This is a genomic window from uncultured Piscinibacter sp. (genome assembly GCF_937952055.1).
Taxonomy (GTDB): domain Bacteria; phylum Pseudomonadota; class Gammaproteobacteria; order Burkholderiales; family Burkholderiaceae_C; genus Piscinibacter.
Genome location: NZ_CALFYO010000018.1, coordinates 17,291 through 34,771, shown reverse-complemented (window position 1 = coordinate 34,771; position 17,481 = coordinate 17,291). Strand labels below are relative to the sequence as shown.

Below are 17,481 nucleotides of genomic sequence, written 5' to 3'. Positions count from 1 at the left end.
TGCGTGGTACCCGGGGCGGGCATCGAACCCGCAAGCCCTCTTGCGAGAGGCGGCGGATTTTAAGTCCGCTGTGTTTACCTGTTTCACCACCCGGGCGGGGCTGCGCGCGATTATCGGCGGTGCAAACAAGAGGGCCTCGCGCGTGCGAGGCCCAAGGGAGAGACTGGAGGCGCGGCCCGGAGTCGAACCGGGCTGAACGGATTTGCAATCCGGTGCATAACCGCTTTGCTACCGCGCCGTGGCGTCGATTCTGACAAAAAAGGGAAGCCTGGGCTTCCCTTTTGCGATCAGACCGCTGCTGAACCTGGAGCGGGAGACGAGTCTCGAACTCGCGACCTCAACCTTGGCAAGGTTGCGCTCTACCAACTGAGCTACTCCCGCGTGAGCCTCGCATTATAGACGAGAAATCGGCCGGTCCGCAAACCCGACGATGTCCGTCTTCAGTGCGTCACGACTTCGCCGGCCGTGCCCGCGGGCTTCGCGGCGTCGCCCGCCTTGGCCGGCTCCTCCTCGGGCAGCGGCTGCGGCGCGGACTGCAGAGCCACCTCGAGCACGCGGTCGATCCACTTGACCGGAACGATCTCGAGATGGTTCTTCACGTTCTCGGGAATGTCCTGCAGGTCCTTCACGTTCTCTTCCGGGATCAGCACCGTCTTGATGCCGCCGCGGTGCGCCGCGAGCAACTTTTCCTTCAGGCCGCCGATCGCGGTGACCTCGCCACGCAGCGTGATCTCGCCGGTCATCGCCACGTCGGCGCGCACCGGGATGCCAGTGAGCGCCGAAACGAAGGCCGTCGTCATCGCGATGCCCGCGCTCGGACCATCCTTGGGCGTCGCGCCGTCCGGCACGTGGATGTGCACGTCGCGCTTCTCGAACAACTCGTCCTTGATGCCCAGGCGTCGAGCGCGGCTGCGCACGACGGACCGAGCCGCCTCGACCGACTCCTTCATCACGTCGCCGAGCTGGCCGGTTCGGATGATGTTGCCCTTGCCGGACATCACCGCCGCCTCGATGGTCAGCAGGTCACCGCCCACCTCGGTCCACGCCAGACCGACCACTTGGCCGACCTGGTTCTGCTTCTCGGCCTGGCCGTAGCTGTACTTGCGCACGCCGAGGTAGTCGTTGAGGTTCTCCTCGATGACGACGACCTTATCGGTGACCTGCTTGAGCTGGATCGCCTTCACCACCTTGCGGCAGATCTTGCTGATCTCGCGCTCCAGCGAGCGCACGCCGGCCTCGCGGGTGTAGTAGCGGATGATGCCGCGCACCGCGGACTCGGTGACTTCCATCTCCTCGTCCTTGACGCCGTTGTTCTTCCGCTGCTTGGGCAGCAGGTAGCGCAGGGCAATGTTGACCTTCTCGTCTTCGGTGTAGCCCGACAGTCGGATGACCTCCATGCGATCGAGCAGCGCCGGCGGGATGTTCATCGAGTTGGAGGTGGCGATGAACATCGTGTCGCTGAGGTCGAAGTCGACCTCGACGTAGTGGTCGCCGAAGGTATGGTTCTGCTCGGGGTCGAGCACCTCCAGCAGCGCCGACGACGGGTCGCCGCGAAAGTCCATGCCCAGCTTGTCGATCTCGTCGAGAAGGAACAGCGGATTGCGCGTACCCACCTTGGTCAGGCTCTGCAGCACCTTGCCCGGCATCGAGCCGATGTAGGTACGGCGGTGACCGCGGATCTCCGCCTCGTCGCGCACGCCGCCGAGCGCCATGCGCACGAACTTGCGCCCGGTCGCACGAGCCACTGACTGGCCCAACGAGGTCTTGCCGACACCCGGGGGGCCCACGAGGCACAGGATCGGCGCCTTCACCTTGTCCACACGCTGCTGCACTGCGAGGTACTCGAGGATGCGGTCCTTGACCTTTTCCAGGCCGTAGTGGTCCTCGTTGAGCACCTGTTCGGCGAAGGTCAGGTCATGCTTGATCTTGGTCTTCTTCGCCCAGGGCAAGTTGATCAGCGTGTCGATGTAGTTGCGCACCACCGTCGCTTCGGCCGACATCGGCGACATCAGCTTGAGCTTCTTCAGCTCCGATTCGGCCTTCTTGCGCGCCTCCTTGGGCATCTTGGCGGCGATGATCTTCTTCTCGAGTTCCTCGAGATCGGCACCCTCCTCGCCGTCGCCCAGCTCCTTCTGGATCGCCTTGACCTGCTCGTTGAGGTAGTACTCGCGCTGACTCTTTTCCATCTGCCGCTTCACGCGGCCGCGGATGCGCTTTTCCACCTGCAGGATGTCGACCTCGTGCTCGAGCTGCTCGAGCAGCTTCTCCAGCCGCTTGTCGACCGCGAACAGGTCGAGCACCGATTGTTTGTTCTCGAGCTTGAGCGGCAGGTGTGCGGCGATCGTGTCGGCCAGTCGGCCCGCATCGTCGATGCCGGCGATGGAGGTGAGGATTTCCGGCGGAATCTTCTTGTTCAGCTTGACGTACTGGTCGAACTGCTGGGTAACCGCGCGGCGCAACGCCTCGATCTCGGGCTTGGTGTCGGCCTCGGGCGGCACAGGCGTCACGTCGGCGACGAAGTACTCGCCGTTGTCGCTGATCTGGTGCGTGTTGGCGCGCTGGATGCCCTCGACCAGCACCTTTACCGTGCCGTCGGGCAGCTTGAGCATCTGCAGGATGCTGGACACGCAGCCGACCTCGAACATGTCGTCGGGCTTGGGCTCGTCCTTGCCAGCCGCCTTCTGCGCCACCAGCATGATCTGGCGCCCGGCCTCCATGGCGACCTCGAGCGCCTTGATGGACTTCGGGCGGCCCACGAACAGCGGGATCACCATGTGCGGGAAGACCACCACATCGCGCAGCGGCAGCAGCGGCAGGTTGATCTTCTCGGCGGGGAGTACGGGATGTCCGGACATTGGAAACCTCTCTTTCTCAGGCCGATCTGAGGCCCGAGCCGTCAATTGCAAGGAGCCGCCACCACCTCCCGCAGCGGCACACCGGACGTCAGGCGCTCGCCTTTGCCTGCTCGCGGTAGACGAGCAGCGGCTTTGCCTCTTCTTCGATCGTGTGTTCGTCGAGCACCACCTTGGCCACGCCATCCAGGTTCGGCAGGTCGAACATGGTGTCGATCAGCGAATGCTCCATGATGGATCTCAAGCCGCGCGCGCCGGTCTTGCGTGCCAGCGCCTTGCGGGCGATCGCCGCCAGCGCCGAGGGGCGGATCTCGAGCTCGACACCATCCATGGCGAACAGCTTCTGGTACTGCTTCACCAGCGCGTTCTTCGGCTCGGTGAGGATCTGCACCAGTGCGTCCTCGGTCAGCTCGCCCAGCGTCGCCACCACCGGCAGGCGGCCGACCAGTTCCGGGATCAGACCGAACTTGATCAGGTCCTCAGGCTCCACCTCGCGGAACACCTCGGAAACGCGCCGCTCCGACTTGCCATGCACCGACGCACCGAAACCGATGCCCGAGCGCTCGGTGCGGTTCTGGATGACTTTCTCCAGGCCGTCGAATGCGCCGCCGCAGATGAACAGGATGTTCGTCGTGTCGATCTGCAGGAAATCCTGATTCGGGTGCTTGCGCCCGCCCTGCGGCGGCACGCTGGCCATCGTTCCTTCGACGAGCTTGAGCAACGCCTGCTGCACGCCCTCTCCGGACACGTCGCGGGTGATCGACGGGTTGTCGGCCTTGCGCGAGATCTTGTCGATCTCGTCGATGTAGACGATGCCGCGCTGCGCCTTCTCGACGTCGTAGCCGCAGTTCTGCAACAGCTTCTGGATGATGTTCTCGACGTCCTCGCCCACGTACCCGGCTTCGGTCAGCGTGGTGGCGTCGGCGATGACGAAGGGCACGTTGAGCAGACGGGCGAGCGTCTGGGCGAGGAGCGTCTTGCCCGAGCCAGTGGGCCCGATGAGCAGGATGTTGCTCTTGGCGAGCTCGACCTCGTCCTTCGTGCGGCTCATGTGCTTGAGCCGCTTGTAGTGGTTGTAGACCGCCACGGCGAGGGTGCGCTTGGCAGCGTCCTGCCCGATCACGTACTGGTCGAGGATGGACTTGATCTCGGTCGGGATCGGCAGGTCCGACTTGGCAGCGCGAGCTTCCGCGCCTTCGGCCGGCACTTCATCGCGGATGATGTCGTTGCACAGCTCGATGCACTCGTCGCAGATGAACACCGACGGGCCGGCGATCAGCTTCTTGACTTCGTGCTGGCTCTTGCCGCAGAAGGAGCAATACAGAACCTTCTCGGTCGCGGAGCCTTTCTTGTCGGCCATGGATGGATTGCCTGGTTGGGTGGCGCTGCGCCAATGATAGTGGAAACGGCAACCCGGACTTCCCTGTGGATAAGGACCGAAAACGGCCCTTCTCCGCGCCAGGCCGCAGCGGCGCCGCTCAGGGACGCTTGGTGATCACCTGGTCGATCAGCCCATAGGCCTTGGCTTCTTCCGCATCGAGAAAGAAGTCACGCTCCATGTCGGCCTGGATCTTGGCCAGCGACTGGCCCGTGCGCTCCGCGTAGATCTTGTTCAGTTGCTCGCGTGTCTTGAGGATCTCGCGCGCGTGGATCTCGATGTCGGTGGCCTGCCCCTGGGCACCGCCGGACGGCTGGTGGATCATCACGCGCGAGTTCGGCAGCGCCACCCGCTTGCCCTTGGCGCCGGCCATCAGCAGGAAGGAACCCATGCTCGCCGCCATGCCCAGGCACATGGTCGAGACGTCCGGCTTGACGAACTGCATGGTGTCGTAGATCGACATGCCTGCGGTCACCGAGCCGCCCGGCGAGTTGATGTACAGATAGATGTCCTTGTCGGGGTTCTCGCTCTCCAGGAACAGCATCTGCGCCACCACGAGGTTGGCCGACTGGTCGGTCACCGGGCCGACGAGGAAGATGATGCGCTCGCGCAGCAGGCGGCTGTAGATGTCGTAGGCGCGCTCGCCGCGGCCGGAAGTCTCGATGACGATGGGCACCATGCCCAGGCTGGTGGTGTCGAGCGCGCTCATGACGATCCTTGGAAAGTGAGTTCTGCGGGGAAGTTGGGGCTGATTATGTCGCCACAAGAGCGGCCTCGCAGAAGCGGCGCGGGGCACCGGCCTCGCGGCCCGGTGCCCCGTGCGAGCGGCTGTGCGCCGCGCTTCGCGACCTTCGTCGCTCAGCCGACCATCAACTCGTCGAAGGGAACGGCCTTGTCGGTGACCTTGGCCTTGCCAAGCACGAACGCAGCGACGTTGTTCTCGATCACCACCGCCTCGACCTCGGCCATGCGGTTGCGATCGCCCAGGTACCAGCGCACCACCTCGGCGGGACGCTCGTAGCTTTGCGCCATTTCCTCGATGTGCGCCTGCAACTGTTCGGGCTTGGCCTGCAGGTTGTTGGCGCGCACCAGCTCGCCCACCACCAGCCCGAGGCGCACGCGGCGCTCGGCCTGAGGCTGGAAGATCTCGGCCGGGATCGGTGCATTGTCCGCATCCTTGACGCCGCGCTTCTTCAGGTCGGCACGAGCCGCTTCGGTCATGCGGTCCACCTCGCCGGCGACCAGCGCCTTGGGCACGTCGAGCTCGGCCACCTTGATCAGCGCTTCCATCACGCTGGACTTGTTGCGCGCCAGCACACGGAACTTGACCTCGCGCTCGAGGTTCTTCTTGATGTCGGCACGCAGCGCCTCGACCGAACCTTCCTTGATGCCGAGCGACTTGGCCAGTGCCTCGTTGACCTCGGGCAGGTGCTGCGCCTCGATCTTCTTGAGCGTCACCAGGAAGTCGGCTTCCTTCCCTGCCACGTCCTTGCCGTGGTAGTCGGCCGGGAACTGCAGCGGGAAGGTCTTGCTCTCACCGGCCTTCATGCCGCGCACCGCAGCGTCGAACTGCTCGAGCATCTGGCCTTCGCCGACGATGAACTGGAAGCCCTCGGCCTTGCCGCCTTCGAAGGGCACGCCGTCGATCTTTCCTTCGAAGTCGATCGTCACGCGGTCGCCCTCGGCAGCCCCTTCCGAGGCGGCGCGCTGCTGAAAGGTGCGACGTTGCTTGCGCAGGATGTCCAGGGTCTTGTCGATCGCAGCCTCGGTCACCTCCGTGCTGACGCGCTCGACCTCGGCGCTGGCGAGGTCGCCGATCTTCACCTCAGGATAGACCTCGAACGTGGCGTCGAAGGCCACTTCCCCCTCGGCCGCGCCCTCCTTCTCGGTGATGCGGGGCGCACCGGCGACGCGCAGCTTGGCCTCGTTGACGGCCTCGTTGAACTTCTCGCCGACCTTGTCGTTCATCACCTCGTAGTGCACAGAGTAGCCGTAGCGCTGGGCGACCACGCTCATCGGCACCTTGCCCGGGCGGAAGCCATCGGCCTTGACCGTGCGAGCCAGGCGCTTCAGGCGCGACTCGACCTCCGACTTGATGGTGTCGGTGGGCAGCGTCAGCGTGATGCGGCGCTCGAGCTTCTCGAGGGTTTCGACTTGAACGGACATGGTGTTCTCGGACTGGAGGGTTGAATGTCTGGTGCGCGGGGGGGGACTCGAACCCCCACACCATCGCTGGCGTCAGGACCTAAACCTGGTGCGTCTACCAATTTCGCCACCCGCGCAAGGGGGACGGCCTCGACGGCAAACCCGAGATTTTAGCGGGATGCGGCGAGCCGCTCCTCACGGGCCGGTTTGACGCGGAACCAGGCCGCGTACATGGCCGGCAGGGCGAGCAGCGTCAGCGCCGTGGCGACGATCAGTCCGCCCATGATGGCCACGGCCATCGGCCCCCAGAACACGCTGCGCGACAAGGGGATCATCGCCAGCACCGCCGCCGCCGCCGTCAGGATGATTGGCCGGAAACGCCTCACAGCCGCCTCGACGATCGCATCCCAGGTCGCCACGCCGCGCTCGCGGTCGTGCTCGATCTGGTCGATCAGGATCACCGAGTTGCGCATGATCATGCCCATCAGCGCGATCACGCCGAGCAGCGCGACGAAGCCGAACGGCCGGTCGAGCAGCAGCAGTGCGGCGGCCACGCCGGCGATACCCATCGGACCGGTCAGGAACACCAGCACCGCGCGGCTGAAGCTGTGCAGTTGCAGCATCAGGAGCGTGAACATGATGAACAGCATCAGCGGCGCGCCGGCGGCAATGGAGCCCTGGCCCTTGCTGCTTTCCTCCACCGCGCCGGCCACCTCGATGCGGTAGCCCGGCAGCATGCGGTCGCGCACCGGCTTGAACAGCGGATCGAGCTGCGCCGTCACCGTGGCGCCCTGCAGGCCCTCGACGATGTCGCCCTGCACCGTGGCCGCGTAGTCGCGTCCTTCGCGCCACAGCACGCCCGGCTCCCAGCTGAAGCTCGCCTTGGCGATCTGCGACAGCGGGATGCTGCGGCCGCTGGCGGTCGGCACATAGCCACTGGCCAGCGCGGTCAGAGTGTCGCGCTCCTCCAGCGGTTGGCGCAGCACGATGTCGATCAGCTTGTCTCCCTCGCGAAACTGGCCGATCGTCGAGCCGCTGTTGAAGGTGCGCGCTGCCTGCGCGATGGACTGGCTGGTCACGCCCAGCGCGCGCGCCTTGTCCTGGTCCACCTCCAGCCGCAGCACCTTGACCGATTCGTTCCAGTTGTCGTTGATGCCGCGCAGGTTCGGGTTGCCGCGCATGATCGCCTTGACCTCGTCGGCGTAGGCGCGCACCTTGCGCGGGTCGGGCCCGACGACGCGGAACTGCACCGGGTAAGGCACCGGCGGCCCGTTGGGCAGCAGCTTGGCGCGGCCGCGAGCCTCCGGGAACTCGCTGGCCAGCACCTCGGGCAGCATCCTGCGCAGCCGCTCGCGAGAAGCCAAGTCCCTGGGCAGCACGATCAGCTGGCTGACGTTGCTTTGCGGAAAGATCTGATCGAGTACCAGAGCGAAGCGCTCGGCGCCGCTGCCCACCCAGGTGGTGACGTGGTCCACGCCTTCCAGCGTCATGATGCGGGCCTCGACGCGCCTGGTCACCTCCTCGTTGGCGCTGTAGGACGTGCCTTCCGGGTACCAGAGGTCGACCAGGATCTCCAGCCGGCTCGAGTCCGGGAAGAACTGGTTCTGCACCTTGCCCATGCCCAACAGGCCGAGCACCAGTGTGCCGATGGTCAGGGCGATGGTGATCCAGCGGTGCTGGACGCACCAGTTCACCAGCGCACGGAAGCGCGTGTAGAACGGCGTGTCGAACAGCTCGTGCGGCTCGCCGGCGACATTGCCGTTGGCCTTGTGCTTCAGGATCAGCGTGCCCAGGTAAGGCACGAAGTAGACCGACACACCCCATGAGATCAGCAGCGCCGCCGCGGTGACGGCGAAGATCGCGAAGGTGTACTCGCCGACCGTCGACTTGGCCATGCCGATGGGCAGAAACCCGACCGCGGTGATCAAGGTGCCGGTCAGCATGGGCATCGCCGTCGCCTCGTAGGCAAAGGTCGCGGCGCGCACCTTGTCGTAGCCCTCTTCGAGCTTGCGCACCATCATCTCGACCGCGATGATCGCGTCGTCGACCAGCAGGCCGAGTGCGATGATCAGCGACCCCAGCGAGATCTTGTGCAGGCCCACGCCCCAGTAGTACATCGTGACGAAGGTGATGGCCAGCACCAGGGGGATGGTGATGCCCACCACCAGACCCGGCCGCCAGTCGATGCGGAAGGGCTTGAAATGCAGACCCAGGCTGATGAAGCTGACGGCCAGCACGATCACCACCGCCTCGATCAGCACCTTGACGAACTCGCCCACCGAGCGCGACACGACGGCCGACTGGTCCTGGAACTGGTGCAGCTCGATGCCCACCGGCAGGTCGGCGCGGATCGCCTCGGTGGCCACCCGCAGCGACTTGCCCAGCTCGATGATGTCTCCACCCTTGGCCATCGAGATGCCCAGCGCGATCACCTCTCGTCCCTGGTGGCGCACCTTGACCTGCGGCGGATCGACGTAGGCGCGGCGGATCTCGGCGATGTCCCCGAGCTTGAAGCTCGCGCCATTGGCGCGGATCGGGAAGAGCCTCAGCTCATCGACGCTGTTGAACTGGCCGGCCACGCGCACCTGCACGTAGTCGGTCGGGGCATTCACCGTGCCGGCAGACTCCACCGCGTTCTGCTGGCCGATCTGCGCCAGCACCTGGCTGAAGTCGAGGCCGAGTTGCGCGAGGCGCTTCTGTGGAATCTCGATGAAGACCTTCTCGTCCTGCGCGCCGAACACCTGCACTTTGTTGACGTCCTTCACCTTCAGCAGGCGCTGGCGCACGAAGTCGGCCTGGTCCTTGAGCTCCTGGTAGCTGAAGCCGTCGGCGGACAGCGCATAGATCGAGCCGTAGACATCGCCGAACTCGTCGTTGAAGAACGGGCCGACCACCCCGGCCGGAAGGGTGCCGCGCATGTCGCCGATCTTCTTGCGCACCGTGTACCAGATCTGCGCCATCTCGCGCGGCGGCGAGTGGTCCTTCACCTGAAAGAGGATCAGCGCCTCGCCCGGCTTGGAGTAGCTGCGGATCTTGTCCGAGTACGGCACTTCCTGCAGGGTGCGCTCGAGCTTGTCGGTCACCTGGTCGGCCACCTGCTGAGCGGTAGCCCCCGGCCAGAAGACCCGGATCGCCATGGCGCGGAAGGTGAACGGCGGATCTTCGTCCTGGCCGAGCTGGAAGTACGCCGCGAAGCCCAGCAGCAGCAGCACCACGAGCAGGTAGCGGGTCAGCGCCGGGTGGTCCAACGCCCAGCGCGAGATGTTGAAGCGCGAGAGCGCTGCGCCGGCGATCGCAGGGTGGTCCACGTGCACCCCGCTCACTTGATGGACACCGCGGTGGCGCTGGTGGCAGCGGAGGCCGAGGGCGCCCCGGGGTCGACGTAGAACTTCACCAACTGCCCCGGGTTCAGCACGTGCACGCCGGCGGTCACGACCACCTGACCGCTCTGCAGCCCGCCGGTGATCACCGCATCGTTGCCGTCGGCGCCGGCCACCTGCACCGGTTGGGCGCGCACGGTCATGCTCTGGCGGTCGACCAGCCAGACCACGGTCCTGCCCTGCTCCTCCTTCAGCGCCGACAGGGGCAGCTTGGTCACACCGGCGGTCTGCGGCAGTTCGACGAGCACGGTGGCGGTCTGCCCGAGCCTCACCGCGGCATGGCCGATATCGGCCTTGACGAGAAAGGTGCGCGTGACCGGATCGGCAGCCGCCGAGATCTCGCGGATGGTGGCGGGCAGCGGCTCACCGCTGCTGCCCCACAGCCGCACCTTGAAGCGGCCGGGCACGCCGGCGAGCTGCTTGATCAGCGACACCTTGTCCTCCGGCACCGCGAAGACCACGTCGCGCGGGCCGTCGTGTGCCAGGCGCAGCACCGGCGATCCCGCGGCGACCACCATGCCGGGCTCGGCCTCGACAGCGGTGATCACCCCTTTTGCATCGGCCAGCAGCGACGCGTAGGTCGCCTGATTGCCCTGCACGCTGTTCTGCGCCCGCGCCTGCTCGAACTGGGCCTGTGCGGACTTCAGCGCCGTCTCGCGCCGTTCGAGCTCCGCCGAACTGATGAAGCCCTGGTCACGCAGTTCCTTGAAGCGCACGAAGTCGGCGGCAGCCTGGTCGAGATTGACCTGGGCCGCCGAGAGCGCCGCCCGGGCGGCCTCCTGCCCGAGCCGCAGATCCTGCGGGTCCAGCTGGGCCAGCAGCTGGCCGGCCTTCACGCTCTCGCCAGGATCGGCGTCCCGACGCACGATCTTGCCGCTGACGCGGAACCCCAGACGCGACTCCGTGCGTGCCTTCACCTCCCCGGCATATTCGTGGCCCCCACCGGCGGTCTGCGGGGCCACGGTGACAGTGCGCACCGCGCGGATCGGGGCAGCGGCCGGCTCAGGCTTGGAGCAGGCCGAAAGCGTGGCGAGGCTGGCGAGCGCGAGGGCATACAGCGGCTTCATTCGGGTCCTGGCGTGGGAGTTGATGGGCGGCGCGGTCTAACTGACTGACTGGTCAGTAATGTATTGGGACCCTTGTGCGATGTCAAACCCCATCCATCGAACGCCTGCCCGCTCTGCCACTCACTCAGCCGTGGACAATCGGGCCCGTGAGCGTCGACCACTACGAGAATTTTCCCGTCGCGTCCTGGCTGTGCCCGCCGGCCCTGCGCCCACCAATCGCGGCGATCTACTGGTTTGCACGCACGGCGGACGACCTCGCCGACGAAGGCGATGCCACGCCATCGACGCGCCTCGCCGACCTCGCGGTCTACCGGCGCGACCTGCAGGCGGCGGTCAAGGGCGAGCCGACTTCCGGCCGCTGGTCGGGGGTGTTCGAGGCGCTGGGCCGCGAGGCGCGAGCCTATGCACTGCCCCTGCCCCTGCTGCACGACTTGCTCGACGCGTTCGAGCAGGACGTGATCAAGCACCGCTACGCCGACCGCGACGAACTGCTGGACTACTGCCGACGCTCGGCCAATCCGGTGGGGCGACTGCTGCTGCACCTGTACGGAATCAGCGACGAGGATTCACTGCGTCGCTCGGACGCGATCTGCTCCGCGCTTCAGCTGATCAACTTCTGGCAGGACCTGGCCATCGACACCCGGCGCGGCCGGCTCTACCTACCGCTGGACGAATGCTCGCGGCACGCAGCGTCGCCGGAGGTACTGCTCGCCGGCAGTGACTCGCCCGAGGCTCGTGCAGCCTTGCGAGCGCAGTGCGATTGGGCACGTGCCCTGATGTGCGAAGGCGCGCCACTGGTGCACCGCGTGCCGGGACGCGCGGGATGGGAATTGCGCCTGGTGGTGCAAGGCGGGCTGCGCATTCTCGACACGATCGCCGCGATCGACTACGCCACCCTGAGCCGGCGGCCGACGGTGCGTGCGGCGGACCTGCCCGTCATCGTCTGGCGCGCGCTGCGCATGCGCCCGGTCTCGCCGGCGCTTGCCGGGAGCGCCGCATGACGCCACAGCAGTACGTGCAGGACAAGGCGGCGACAAGCGGGTCGAGCTTCTACTATGCCTTCCTGTTCCTGCCGCCGCCCCGCCGAATGGCGATCACCGCCTTCTACGCGTTCTGCCGCGAGGTCGACGACGTCGTCGACGAGGTCAGCGACCCCGCCGTGGCCGCGACCAAGCTGGCCTGGTGGCGCCGCGAGGTCCATGCCGCCTTCGAAGGAGGGCCCAGCCATCCGGTGATGCAGGCCCTGCAGCCGATCGCCGAGGACTATGGCATCCGCGCCGACCATCTGCAGGCGGTGATCGACGGTTGCCAGATGGACCTCGATCAGTCGCGCTACCTCGACTTCGCGGGACTCGCACGCTATTGCCATCTCGTCGCCGGAATCGTCGGCGAAGTCGCGGCCAATGTCTTCGGTCGGACGCACGACGACACCGTGAGCTATGCCCACCGACTCGGGCTCGCGATGCAACTCACCAACATCATTCGCGACGTCGGCGACGACGCACGGCGTGGCCGCATTTACCTGCCGATGACCGAGTTGAAGCAGTTCGAGGTGACGGCACAGGAGATCCTCGATCGCGCTTACAGCGATCGCTTCGCGGCGCTGATGCGCTTCCAGGCCGAGCGAGCGCATCGGTGCTACGACGAAGCCCTGGCCCTGCTGCCCGACGCAGACCGCACGGCGCAGAAGCCGGGGCTGATGATGGCCAACATCTACCGCTCGCTGCTGCGCGAGATCGAGGCCGATGGCTTCCAGGTGCTGCACCAGCGCACCTCTCTCACGCCTATTCGCAAGCTCTGGATCGCGATGCAGACACACTGGCGGGGTCGCTAGGTGCCGCGCTCGCTGGCGGTGATCGGCGCGGGCTGGGCCGGCTTGGCTGCGGCCGTGGAGGCGACGCGTGCCGGTCACGCGGTGACGCTCTTCGAGATGGCTGCGCAGGCCGGTGGCCGCGCGCGCGAGGTCCGCCACGAAGGCATCGCGCTGGACAACGGCCAGCACATCCTGATCGGCGCCTACGTGCAGACGCTGCGCTTGATGCGCGAGGTCGGCGTCGACATCGACACCGCCCTGTTGCGCACGCCGCTGCGGCTGACCGAGGCCGATGGTCGTGGCCTGCATCTGCCGGCGGGCTCGCCGACGCTGGCCTTCGCGGCCGGCGTATGGCGCCGCGCGGGCTGGACGCTGCGCGACCGACTCGCGCTGCTCGCGGCCGCATCCGGCTGGGCGCTGCACGGATTTCGCTGCCCGCCGTCGCTGACCGTCGAGTCCCTCACCATCCGCCTGGGCACGACACTGGCACGCGACCTGATCGAGCCGCTGTGCGTCGCAGCGCTGAACACGCCCGCATGCGAGGCAAGCGCCGCCGTGTTCCTTCGCGTGCTGCGCGACGCGTTGTTCAGCGGACCCGGTTCCGCCGACCTGCTGCTGCCTCGCGTCAGCCTGGGCGACTTGTTCCCCGCGCCCGCGCTGGCCAGGCTGCGAGATCGCGGTGCGGACACGAGGTTGTCGTCACGCGTGCAGCGTCTCGAACGGGACGGCACCTCATGGCGCGTGGACGGCGAGTGCTTCGACGCCGTCATCCTGGCCACCCCACCGGAGGAGGCCGCCCGTCTGGTGGCGCAGCACGCCGAGGCTTGGTCACTCAACGCTTCGGCCCTCGCCTACGAGCCGATCATCACCGTCTACCTCGATGCAGGCATCACCCGCCTGTCCGAACCCATGATCGCGCTGCGCAGTGGCGCGGATGAGCCTGCCCAGTTCGTCTTCGACCGAGGCCAGCTTGGCGGTCCCATCGGATTGCTGGCCTTCGTCATCAGCGGCGCGCGGCGCTGGGTGAATGCCGGCCGCGAGGCCACGCTGGCAGCGACCCTCGCTCAGGCGCGCCGGTCTCTCGGCCCACAACTGCGCGGTGAGCCGGTACTCAAGCTGCAGATCATCGAGAAGCGCGCCACGTTCCGCTGTGTGCCGGGCCTCGTTCGGCCAACCATGACCATTGCCCCAGGCCTGCTCGCCGTCGGCGATCACGTCGATGGCCCCTACCCGGCGACCATCGAGGGAGCTGTGCTCAGCGCCGTCCAGGCGGTCGCTGCGTTGAGTTGACTCAGCATTCCGGATCGGCCAATCTTCTTTCGCCATACAAAATCAACCGGGGATGAGCGAGAATTCGCGCATGCCACAGACCGAAGCCAAGAAGCCCACGATCCAGGTGCTCGAGCGGGCGTTCGACCTGCTGGAGGTGCTGGCCTCCTTCCCCGACCCGGTCTCCCTAAAGGTGATCGCAGAGCGCTCCGGCCTCCACCCGTCGACCGCTCACCGCATCCTGAACGACCTGACCATCGGCCGTTTCGTCGACCGACCGGAGGCTGGCAGCTACCGGCTCGGCATGCGGCTGCTCGAACTGGGCAATCTGGTGAAGGCACGTCTGGACGTGCGGGACGCCGCGCTCGGTCCGATGCGCGAACTGCACAAGCTGACGCACCAGCCGGTGAATCTGTCGATGCGCCAGGGCGACGAGATCGTCTACATCGAGCGCGCCTACAGCGAGCGATCGGGCATGCAGGTGGTGCGCGCGATCGGCGGCCGTGCGCCGCTGCACCTCACCTCCGTCGGCAAGCTGTTCCTCGCCAACGATGATCCTCAGCGCGTGCGTGCATACGCGATGCGCACCGGCCTGGCCGGCCACACCCGCAACAGCATCACGGACCTGCCCGCGCTGGAGCGCGAACTGGCGCGCGTGAATCAACTGGGCTGCGCGCGCGACGACGAGGAACTGGAGCTTGGGGTGCGCTGCATGGCCGCGGGCATCCGCGACGACCAGGGCCACCTCGTCGCGGGCCTGTCGATCTCGGCACCCGCCGACCGCCTGGAGGAGTCGTGGCTGGAGCGGCTGAAGGCAACCGCGGCGCAGATCTCGGCGTCGCTCGGGTATCGCAGCTGAGCGTCAGGCCCCGCTGCGCACGCTCAGGTGGCGGGATCGACGATGCCGGCGGCGGATGGCGCCGAAGGCGCCAGTTCGGTGACCCATCGACGGACGCGTTCCGCGTCACCCAGCCGCGAGTACTTTCCGGCCGAGTCGAGGAACACCATGATCAGTTGCCGCCCCGCCAGCGTTGCCTGCATCACGAGGCAGCGACCCGCCTCGGCGATGTAGCCAGTCTTCTGCAGACCGATCTCCCAGGTGGGGCTGCGCACCAGCGCGTTGGTGGTGCGGAAATGCATCTCGCGTTTGCCCACGGCGACGCTGTACTCCGGCGAAGTCGACAGGTCGCGGATGATCTGATGCTCGTGCGCCGCCTTGACCAGCGTGGCCAGATCCTTGGCGCTCGACTGATTCTTGCTCGACAAGCCTGTCGGTTCGACATAGTGCGTGTCGGACATGCCAAGCAGAGCCGCCTTCGCATTCATCGCCTCAACGAAGGATCCCAGCCCGCCTGGATAGTGGCGCCCCAGCGCGTGGGCTGCACGATTCTCGGACGCCATCAGCGCCAGGTGGAGCATCTCTTCGCGGGTCAGCTTCGTTCCGACGCGCAGGCGCGAGCGGCTGCCCTTCTCGGTGTCGACATCTTCCTGAGTGATGGTCAGCGTCTCATCCAGCGGCAGCTTCGCCTCGGCGACGACCAGCGCCGTCATCAGCTTGGTGATGGATGCGATGGGCAGCACCGCGTCCGGATTCTTGCTCAGGAGAACCTCGTTGGTGTCCTGGTCCATCACCAGGGCCACGCTGGACTTCAGATCGAGTGCGTCGTCGGTGGCGCGCAGCCCGGCAAGTTGGCCGAAGGATGGCCGCTCCGGCACGGCGCGAGCCACGCGCTTGCTGCGCCGCTGCTTCTGGGCCTTGATCGTCTTCTGCGTGGCCGCGATCTTCTTGCGGGCCTGCTTCTGGGCAGCCTCCACCGGTGGCGACAGGGTCAGCGTGATCGCCGCCACCAGGGCTGCGATCGCCGTTGTCACAACCTTGCTGATCAATCCCACGACAGTCCTCTCGACTCCGGTTTCGCTGAAGTCTACGTGATCCGAAAAAATCACGCAAGATCATGACCTTACGTGTTTTTCCTAAAGTCAGTCCTCGGACTGTCAGGAATGTGACCGAATTGGCAGTTCAACCCTGCGCAGCCACTCGCTCGATCTTGCTGTGCAGCTTGTTCAACGCCGCCAGATAGGCCTTGGCTGACGCCACGACGATGTCCGGATCGGCCCCCACGCCGTTGACCACGCGCCCCCCGTGCTGGAGACGAACCGTCACCTCCCCCTGGGATTCCGTGCTGCCGGAGGTGATGGCATTGACTGAATAGAGGAGCATTTCGGCACCAGTCTGAAGCTTCGACTCGATGGCCTTGAGGCTCGCGTCGACCGGTCCGTTGCCGTCGCTCTCGGCGTGCATCTCGACATTGCCGGCGGAGAACGCCACCTTCGCATGCGGCCGCTCGCCCATTTCGGAGTGCTGCGACAGAGCGAGCAGCCGGTAGTGTTCGCTCTCGGCGGTGACGGCCTCGTCCATCACCAGCGCCACGATGTCCTCGTCGAAGATGTCGCTCTTGCGATCGGCGAGTTCCTTGAACTTGGCGAAGGCGGCATTGACCTCGGCCTCCGACTCCATTTCGATGCCGAGTTCCTGCAGACGCTGCTTGAATGCATTGCGACCTGAGAGCTTGCCCAGCACGATCTTGTTGGCGGCCCAACCGACGTCCTCGGCGCGCATGATCTCGTAGGTGTCGCGCGCCTTCAGCACGCCGTCCTGATGGATGCCCGAGGCGTGCGCGAACGCGTTGGCGCCGACCACCGCCTTGTTGGGTTGCACCACGAAGCCGGTCGTCTGCGCCACCAAGCGCGATGCCGGCACGATCTGCGTGGTGTCGACGCCGACCTCGAGCCCGAAGTAGTCGCGTCGCGTCTTCACCGACATCACGACCTCTTCCAGCGAACAGTTGCCGGCGCGCTCGCCCAGCCCGTTGATCGTGCACTCGACCTGCCGCGCGCCGCCGAGCTTCACGCCGGCCAGCGAATTGGCCACCGCCATGCCCAGGTCGTTGTGGCAGTGCACCGACCAAATCGCCTTGTCGGAGTTCGGCACGCGCTCGCGCAACTGGCGGATGAAGCTGCCGTACAGCTCCGGGACCGCATAGCCGACGGTATCGGGGATATTGATCGTCGTCGCTCCCTCGGCGATCACGGCCTCGAGCACGCGGCAAAGGAAGTCGGGATCGGACCGGTATCCATCCTCGGGCGAGAACTCCACGTCGGCAGTCAGATTCCGGGCGAAGCGAACGGCGAGCCTGGCCTGCTCGTACACCTGCTCCGGCGTCATGCGCAACTTCTTTTCCATGTGCAGTGCACTGGTCGCGATGAAGGTATGGATGCGCGAGCGCGCCGCGCCCCGCAACGCCTCGGCGGCACGCGAGATGTCGCGGTCGTTGGCGCGGGCCAGCGAGCACACCGTCGACTCCTTCACGTGGTCGGCGATGGCCTTGACGGCCTCGAAGTCTCCGTTGGATGAGGCCGCGAAGCCGGCCTCGATGACGTCCACCCGCAGCCGCTCGAGTTGGCGCGCGATGCGCAGCTTCTCGTCCTTGGTCATCGAGGCGCCGGGCGATTGCTCGCCGTCGCGCAGGGTGGTGTCGAAGATGATCAGCTTGTCGGCCATGGGGCTCTCCTCTAA

At 66.4% G+C, this 17,481-nt stretch carries 12 protein-coding genes and 4 tRNA genes; 4 read left to right on the top strand and 12 right to left on the bottom strand.

All coding sequences use genetic code 11. From position 1 onward, the window contains the following. Positions 1–4: 4 nt before the first annotated feature. The 10 genes from Q0599_RS07045 to Q0599_RS07000 form a co-directional block, all read right to left on the bottom strand. A tRNA-Leu gene (locus Q0599_RS07045) sits at positions 5–96 on the bottom strand. Between the two features lie 68 nt (positions 97–164). Then, positions 165–238 (bottom strand) — tRNA-Cys (locus tag Q0599_RS07040). 67 nt (positions 239–305) lie between these two features. Beyond that, positions 306–381: transfer RNA gene (locus Q0599_RS07035), tRNA-Gly, on the bottom strand. A gap of 59 nt (positions 382–440) precedes the next feature. Beyond that, positions 441–2,855: an endopeptidase La gene (lon, locus tag Q0599_RS07030; RefSeq protein WP_298827634.1), complete on the bottom strand. Its 2,415-nt coding sequence runs from the start codon at positions 2,853–2,855 to the stop codon at positions 441–443. 88 nt (positions 2,856–2,943) lie between these two features. Continuing rightward, complete coding sequence (gene clpX, locus Q0599_RS07025) at positions 2,944–4,212, bottom strand: ATP-dependent Clp protease ATP-binding subunit ClpX (RefSeq protein WP_298827632.1); 1,269 nt, start codon at positions 4,210–4,212, stop codon at positions 2,944–2,946. A 118-nt stretch (positions 4,213–4,330) separates the two neighbouring features. Next, positions 4,331–4,939: an ATP-dependent Clp endopeptidase proteolytic subunit ClpP gene (clpP, locus tag Q0599_RS07020; RefSeq protein WP_298827630.1), complete on the bottom strand. Its 609-nt coding sequence runs from the start codon at positions 4,937–4,939 to the stop codon at positions 4,331–4,333. 149 nt (positions 4,940–5,088) lie between these two features. Beyond that, the gene (gene tig, locus Q0599_RS07015) at positions 5,089–6,396 is read right to left on the bottom strand and encodes a trigger factor (protein WP_298827628.1); all 1,308 of its coding nucleotides are present in this window, start codon (positions 6,394–6,396) and stop codon (positions 5,089–5,091) included. Positions 6,397–6,425: 29 nt separating this feature from the next. Next, positions 6,426–6,512 (bottom strand) — tRNA-Leu (locus tag Q0599_RS07010). A gap of 33 nt (positions 6,513–6,545) precedes the next feature. Next, positions 6,546–9,683 carry an efflux RND transporter permease subunit gene (locus tag Q0599_RS07005; protein ID WP_298827625.1) on the bottom strand — a complete coding sequence of 1,046 codons (3,138 nt, stop codon included), beginning with the start codon at positions 9,681–9,683 and terminating at the stop codon, positions 6,546–6,548. 11 nt (positions 9,684–9,694) lie between these two features. After that, positions 9,695–10,822, bottom strand: a complete 1,128-nt coding sequence (locus Q0599_RS07000) for an efflux RND transporter periplasmic adaptor subunit (RefSeq protein ID WP_298827624.1) — start codon at positions 10,820–10,822, stop codon at positions 9,695–9,697. A 146-nt stretch (positions 10,823–10,968) separates the two neighbouring features. Between Q0599_RS07000 and hpnC the strand changes: the two genes are divergently transcribed. The 4 genes from hpnC (at position 10,969) to Q0599_RS06980 (ending at position 14,763) form a co-directional block, all read left to right on the top strand. Continuing rightward, complete coding sequence (gene hpnC, locus Q0599_RS06995) at positions 10,969–11,823, top strand: squalene synthase HpnC (protein WP_298827621.1); 855 nt, start codon at positions 10,969–10,971, stop codon at positions 11,821–11,823. Continuing rightward, positions 11,820–12,656 (top strand): presqualene diphosphate synthase HpnD, encoded by an 837-nt coding sequence (gene hpnD / locus Q0599_RS06990; protein WP_298827618.1) that lies wholly within the window; start codon positions 11,820–11,822, stop codon positions 12,654–12,656. Before hpnC ends, hpnD begins: the two co-directional genes overlap by 4 nt. Beyond that, complete coding sequence (gene hpnE / locus Q0599_RS06985; RefSeq protein ID WP_298827616.1) at positions 12,657–13,925, top strand: hydroxysqualene dehydroxylase HpnE; 1,269 nt, start codon at positions 12,657–12,659, stop codon at positions 13,923–13,925. A 70-nt stretch (positions 13,926–13,995) separates the two neighbouring features. Beyond that, positions 13,996–14,763, top strand: coding sequence for an IclR family transcriptional regulator (locus tag Q0599_RS06980; RefSeq protein WP_298827613.1), 768 nt, complete (start codon positions 13,996–13,998; stop codon positions 14,761–14,763). A gap of 23 nt (positions 14,764–14,786) precedes the next feature. On the opposite strand, the gene pbpG is transcribed toward Q0599_RS06980, so the two are convergent. After that, a complete protein-coding gene (pbpG, locus tag Q0599_RS06975; RefSeq protein WP_298827824.1) occupies positions 14,787–15,686 on the bottom strand; it encodes a D-alanyl-D-alanine endopeptidase in 900 nt (299 codons plus the stop codon). Between the two features lie 238 nt (positions 15,687–15,924). After that, positions 15,925–17,466 (bottom strand): 2-isopropylmalate synthase, encoded by a 1,542-nt coding sequence (locus Q0599_RS06970; protein ID WP_298827611.1) that lies wholly within the window; start codon positions 17,464–17,466, stop codon positions 15,925–15,927. Positions 17,467–17,481 lie beyond the last annotated feature (15 nt).

What these genes read in the sequence shown, in the direction of transcription:
- lon (WP_298827634.1), bottom strand. Translation starts at nt 2,855, where the DNA reads ATGTCCGGACATCCCGTACTCCCCGCCGAGAAGATCAACCTGCCGCTG.
- clpX (WP_298827632.1), bottom strand. Translation starts at nt 4,212, where the DNA reads ATGGCCGACAAGAAAGGCTCCGCGACCGAGAAGGTTCTGTATTGCTCC.
- clpP (WP_298827630.1), bottom strand. Translation starts at nt 4,939, where the DNA reads ATGAGCGCGCTCGACACCACCAGCCTGGGCATGGTGCCCATCGTCATC.
- tig (WP_298827628.1), bottom strand. Translation starts at nt 6,396, where the DNA reads ATGTCCGTTCAAGTCGAAACCCTCGAGAAGCTCGAGCGCCGCATCACG.
- Q0599_RS07000 (WP_298827624.1), bottom strand. Translation starts at nt 10,822, where the DNA reads ATGAAGCCGCTGTATGCCCTCGCGCTCGCCAGCCTCGCCACGCTTTCG.
- hpnD (WP_298827618.1), top strand. Translation starts at nt 11,820, where the DNA reads ATGACGCCACAGCAGTACGTGCAGGACAAGGCGGCGACAAGCGGGTCG.
- Q0599_RS06980 (WP_298827613.1), top strand. Translation starts at nt 13,996, where the DNA reads ATGCCACAGACCGAAGCCAAGAAGCCCACGATCCAGGTGCTCGAGCGG.
- Q0599_RS06970 (WP_298827611.1), bottom strand. Translation starts at nt 17,466, where the DNA reads ATGGCCGACAAGCTGATCATCTTCGACACCACCCTGCGCGACGGCGAG.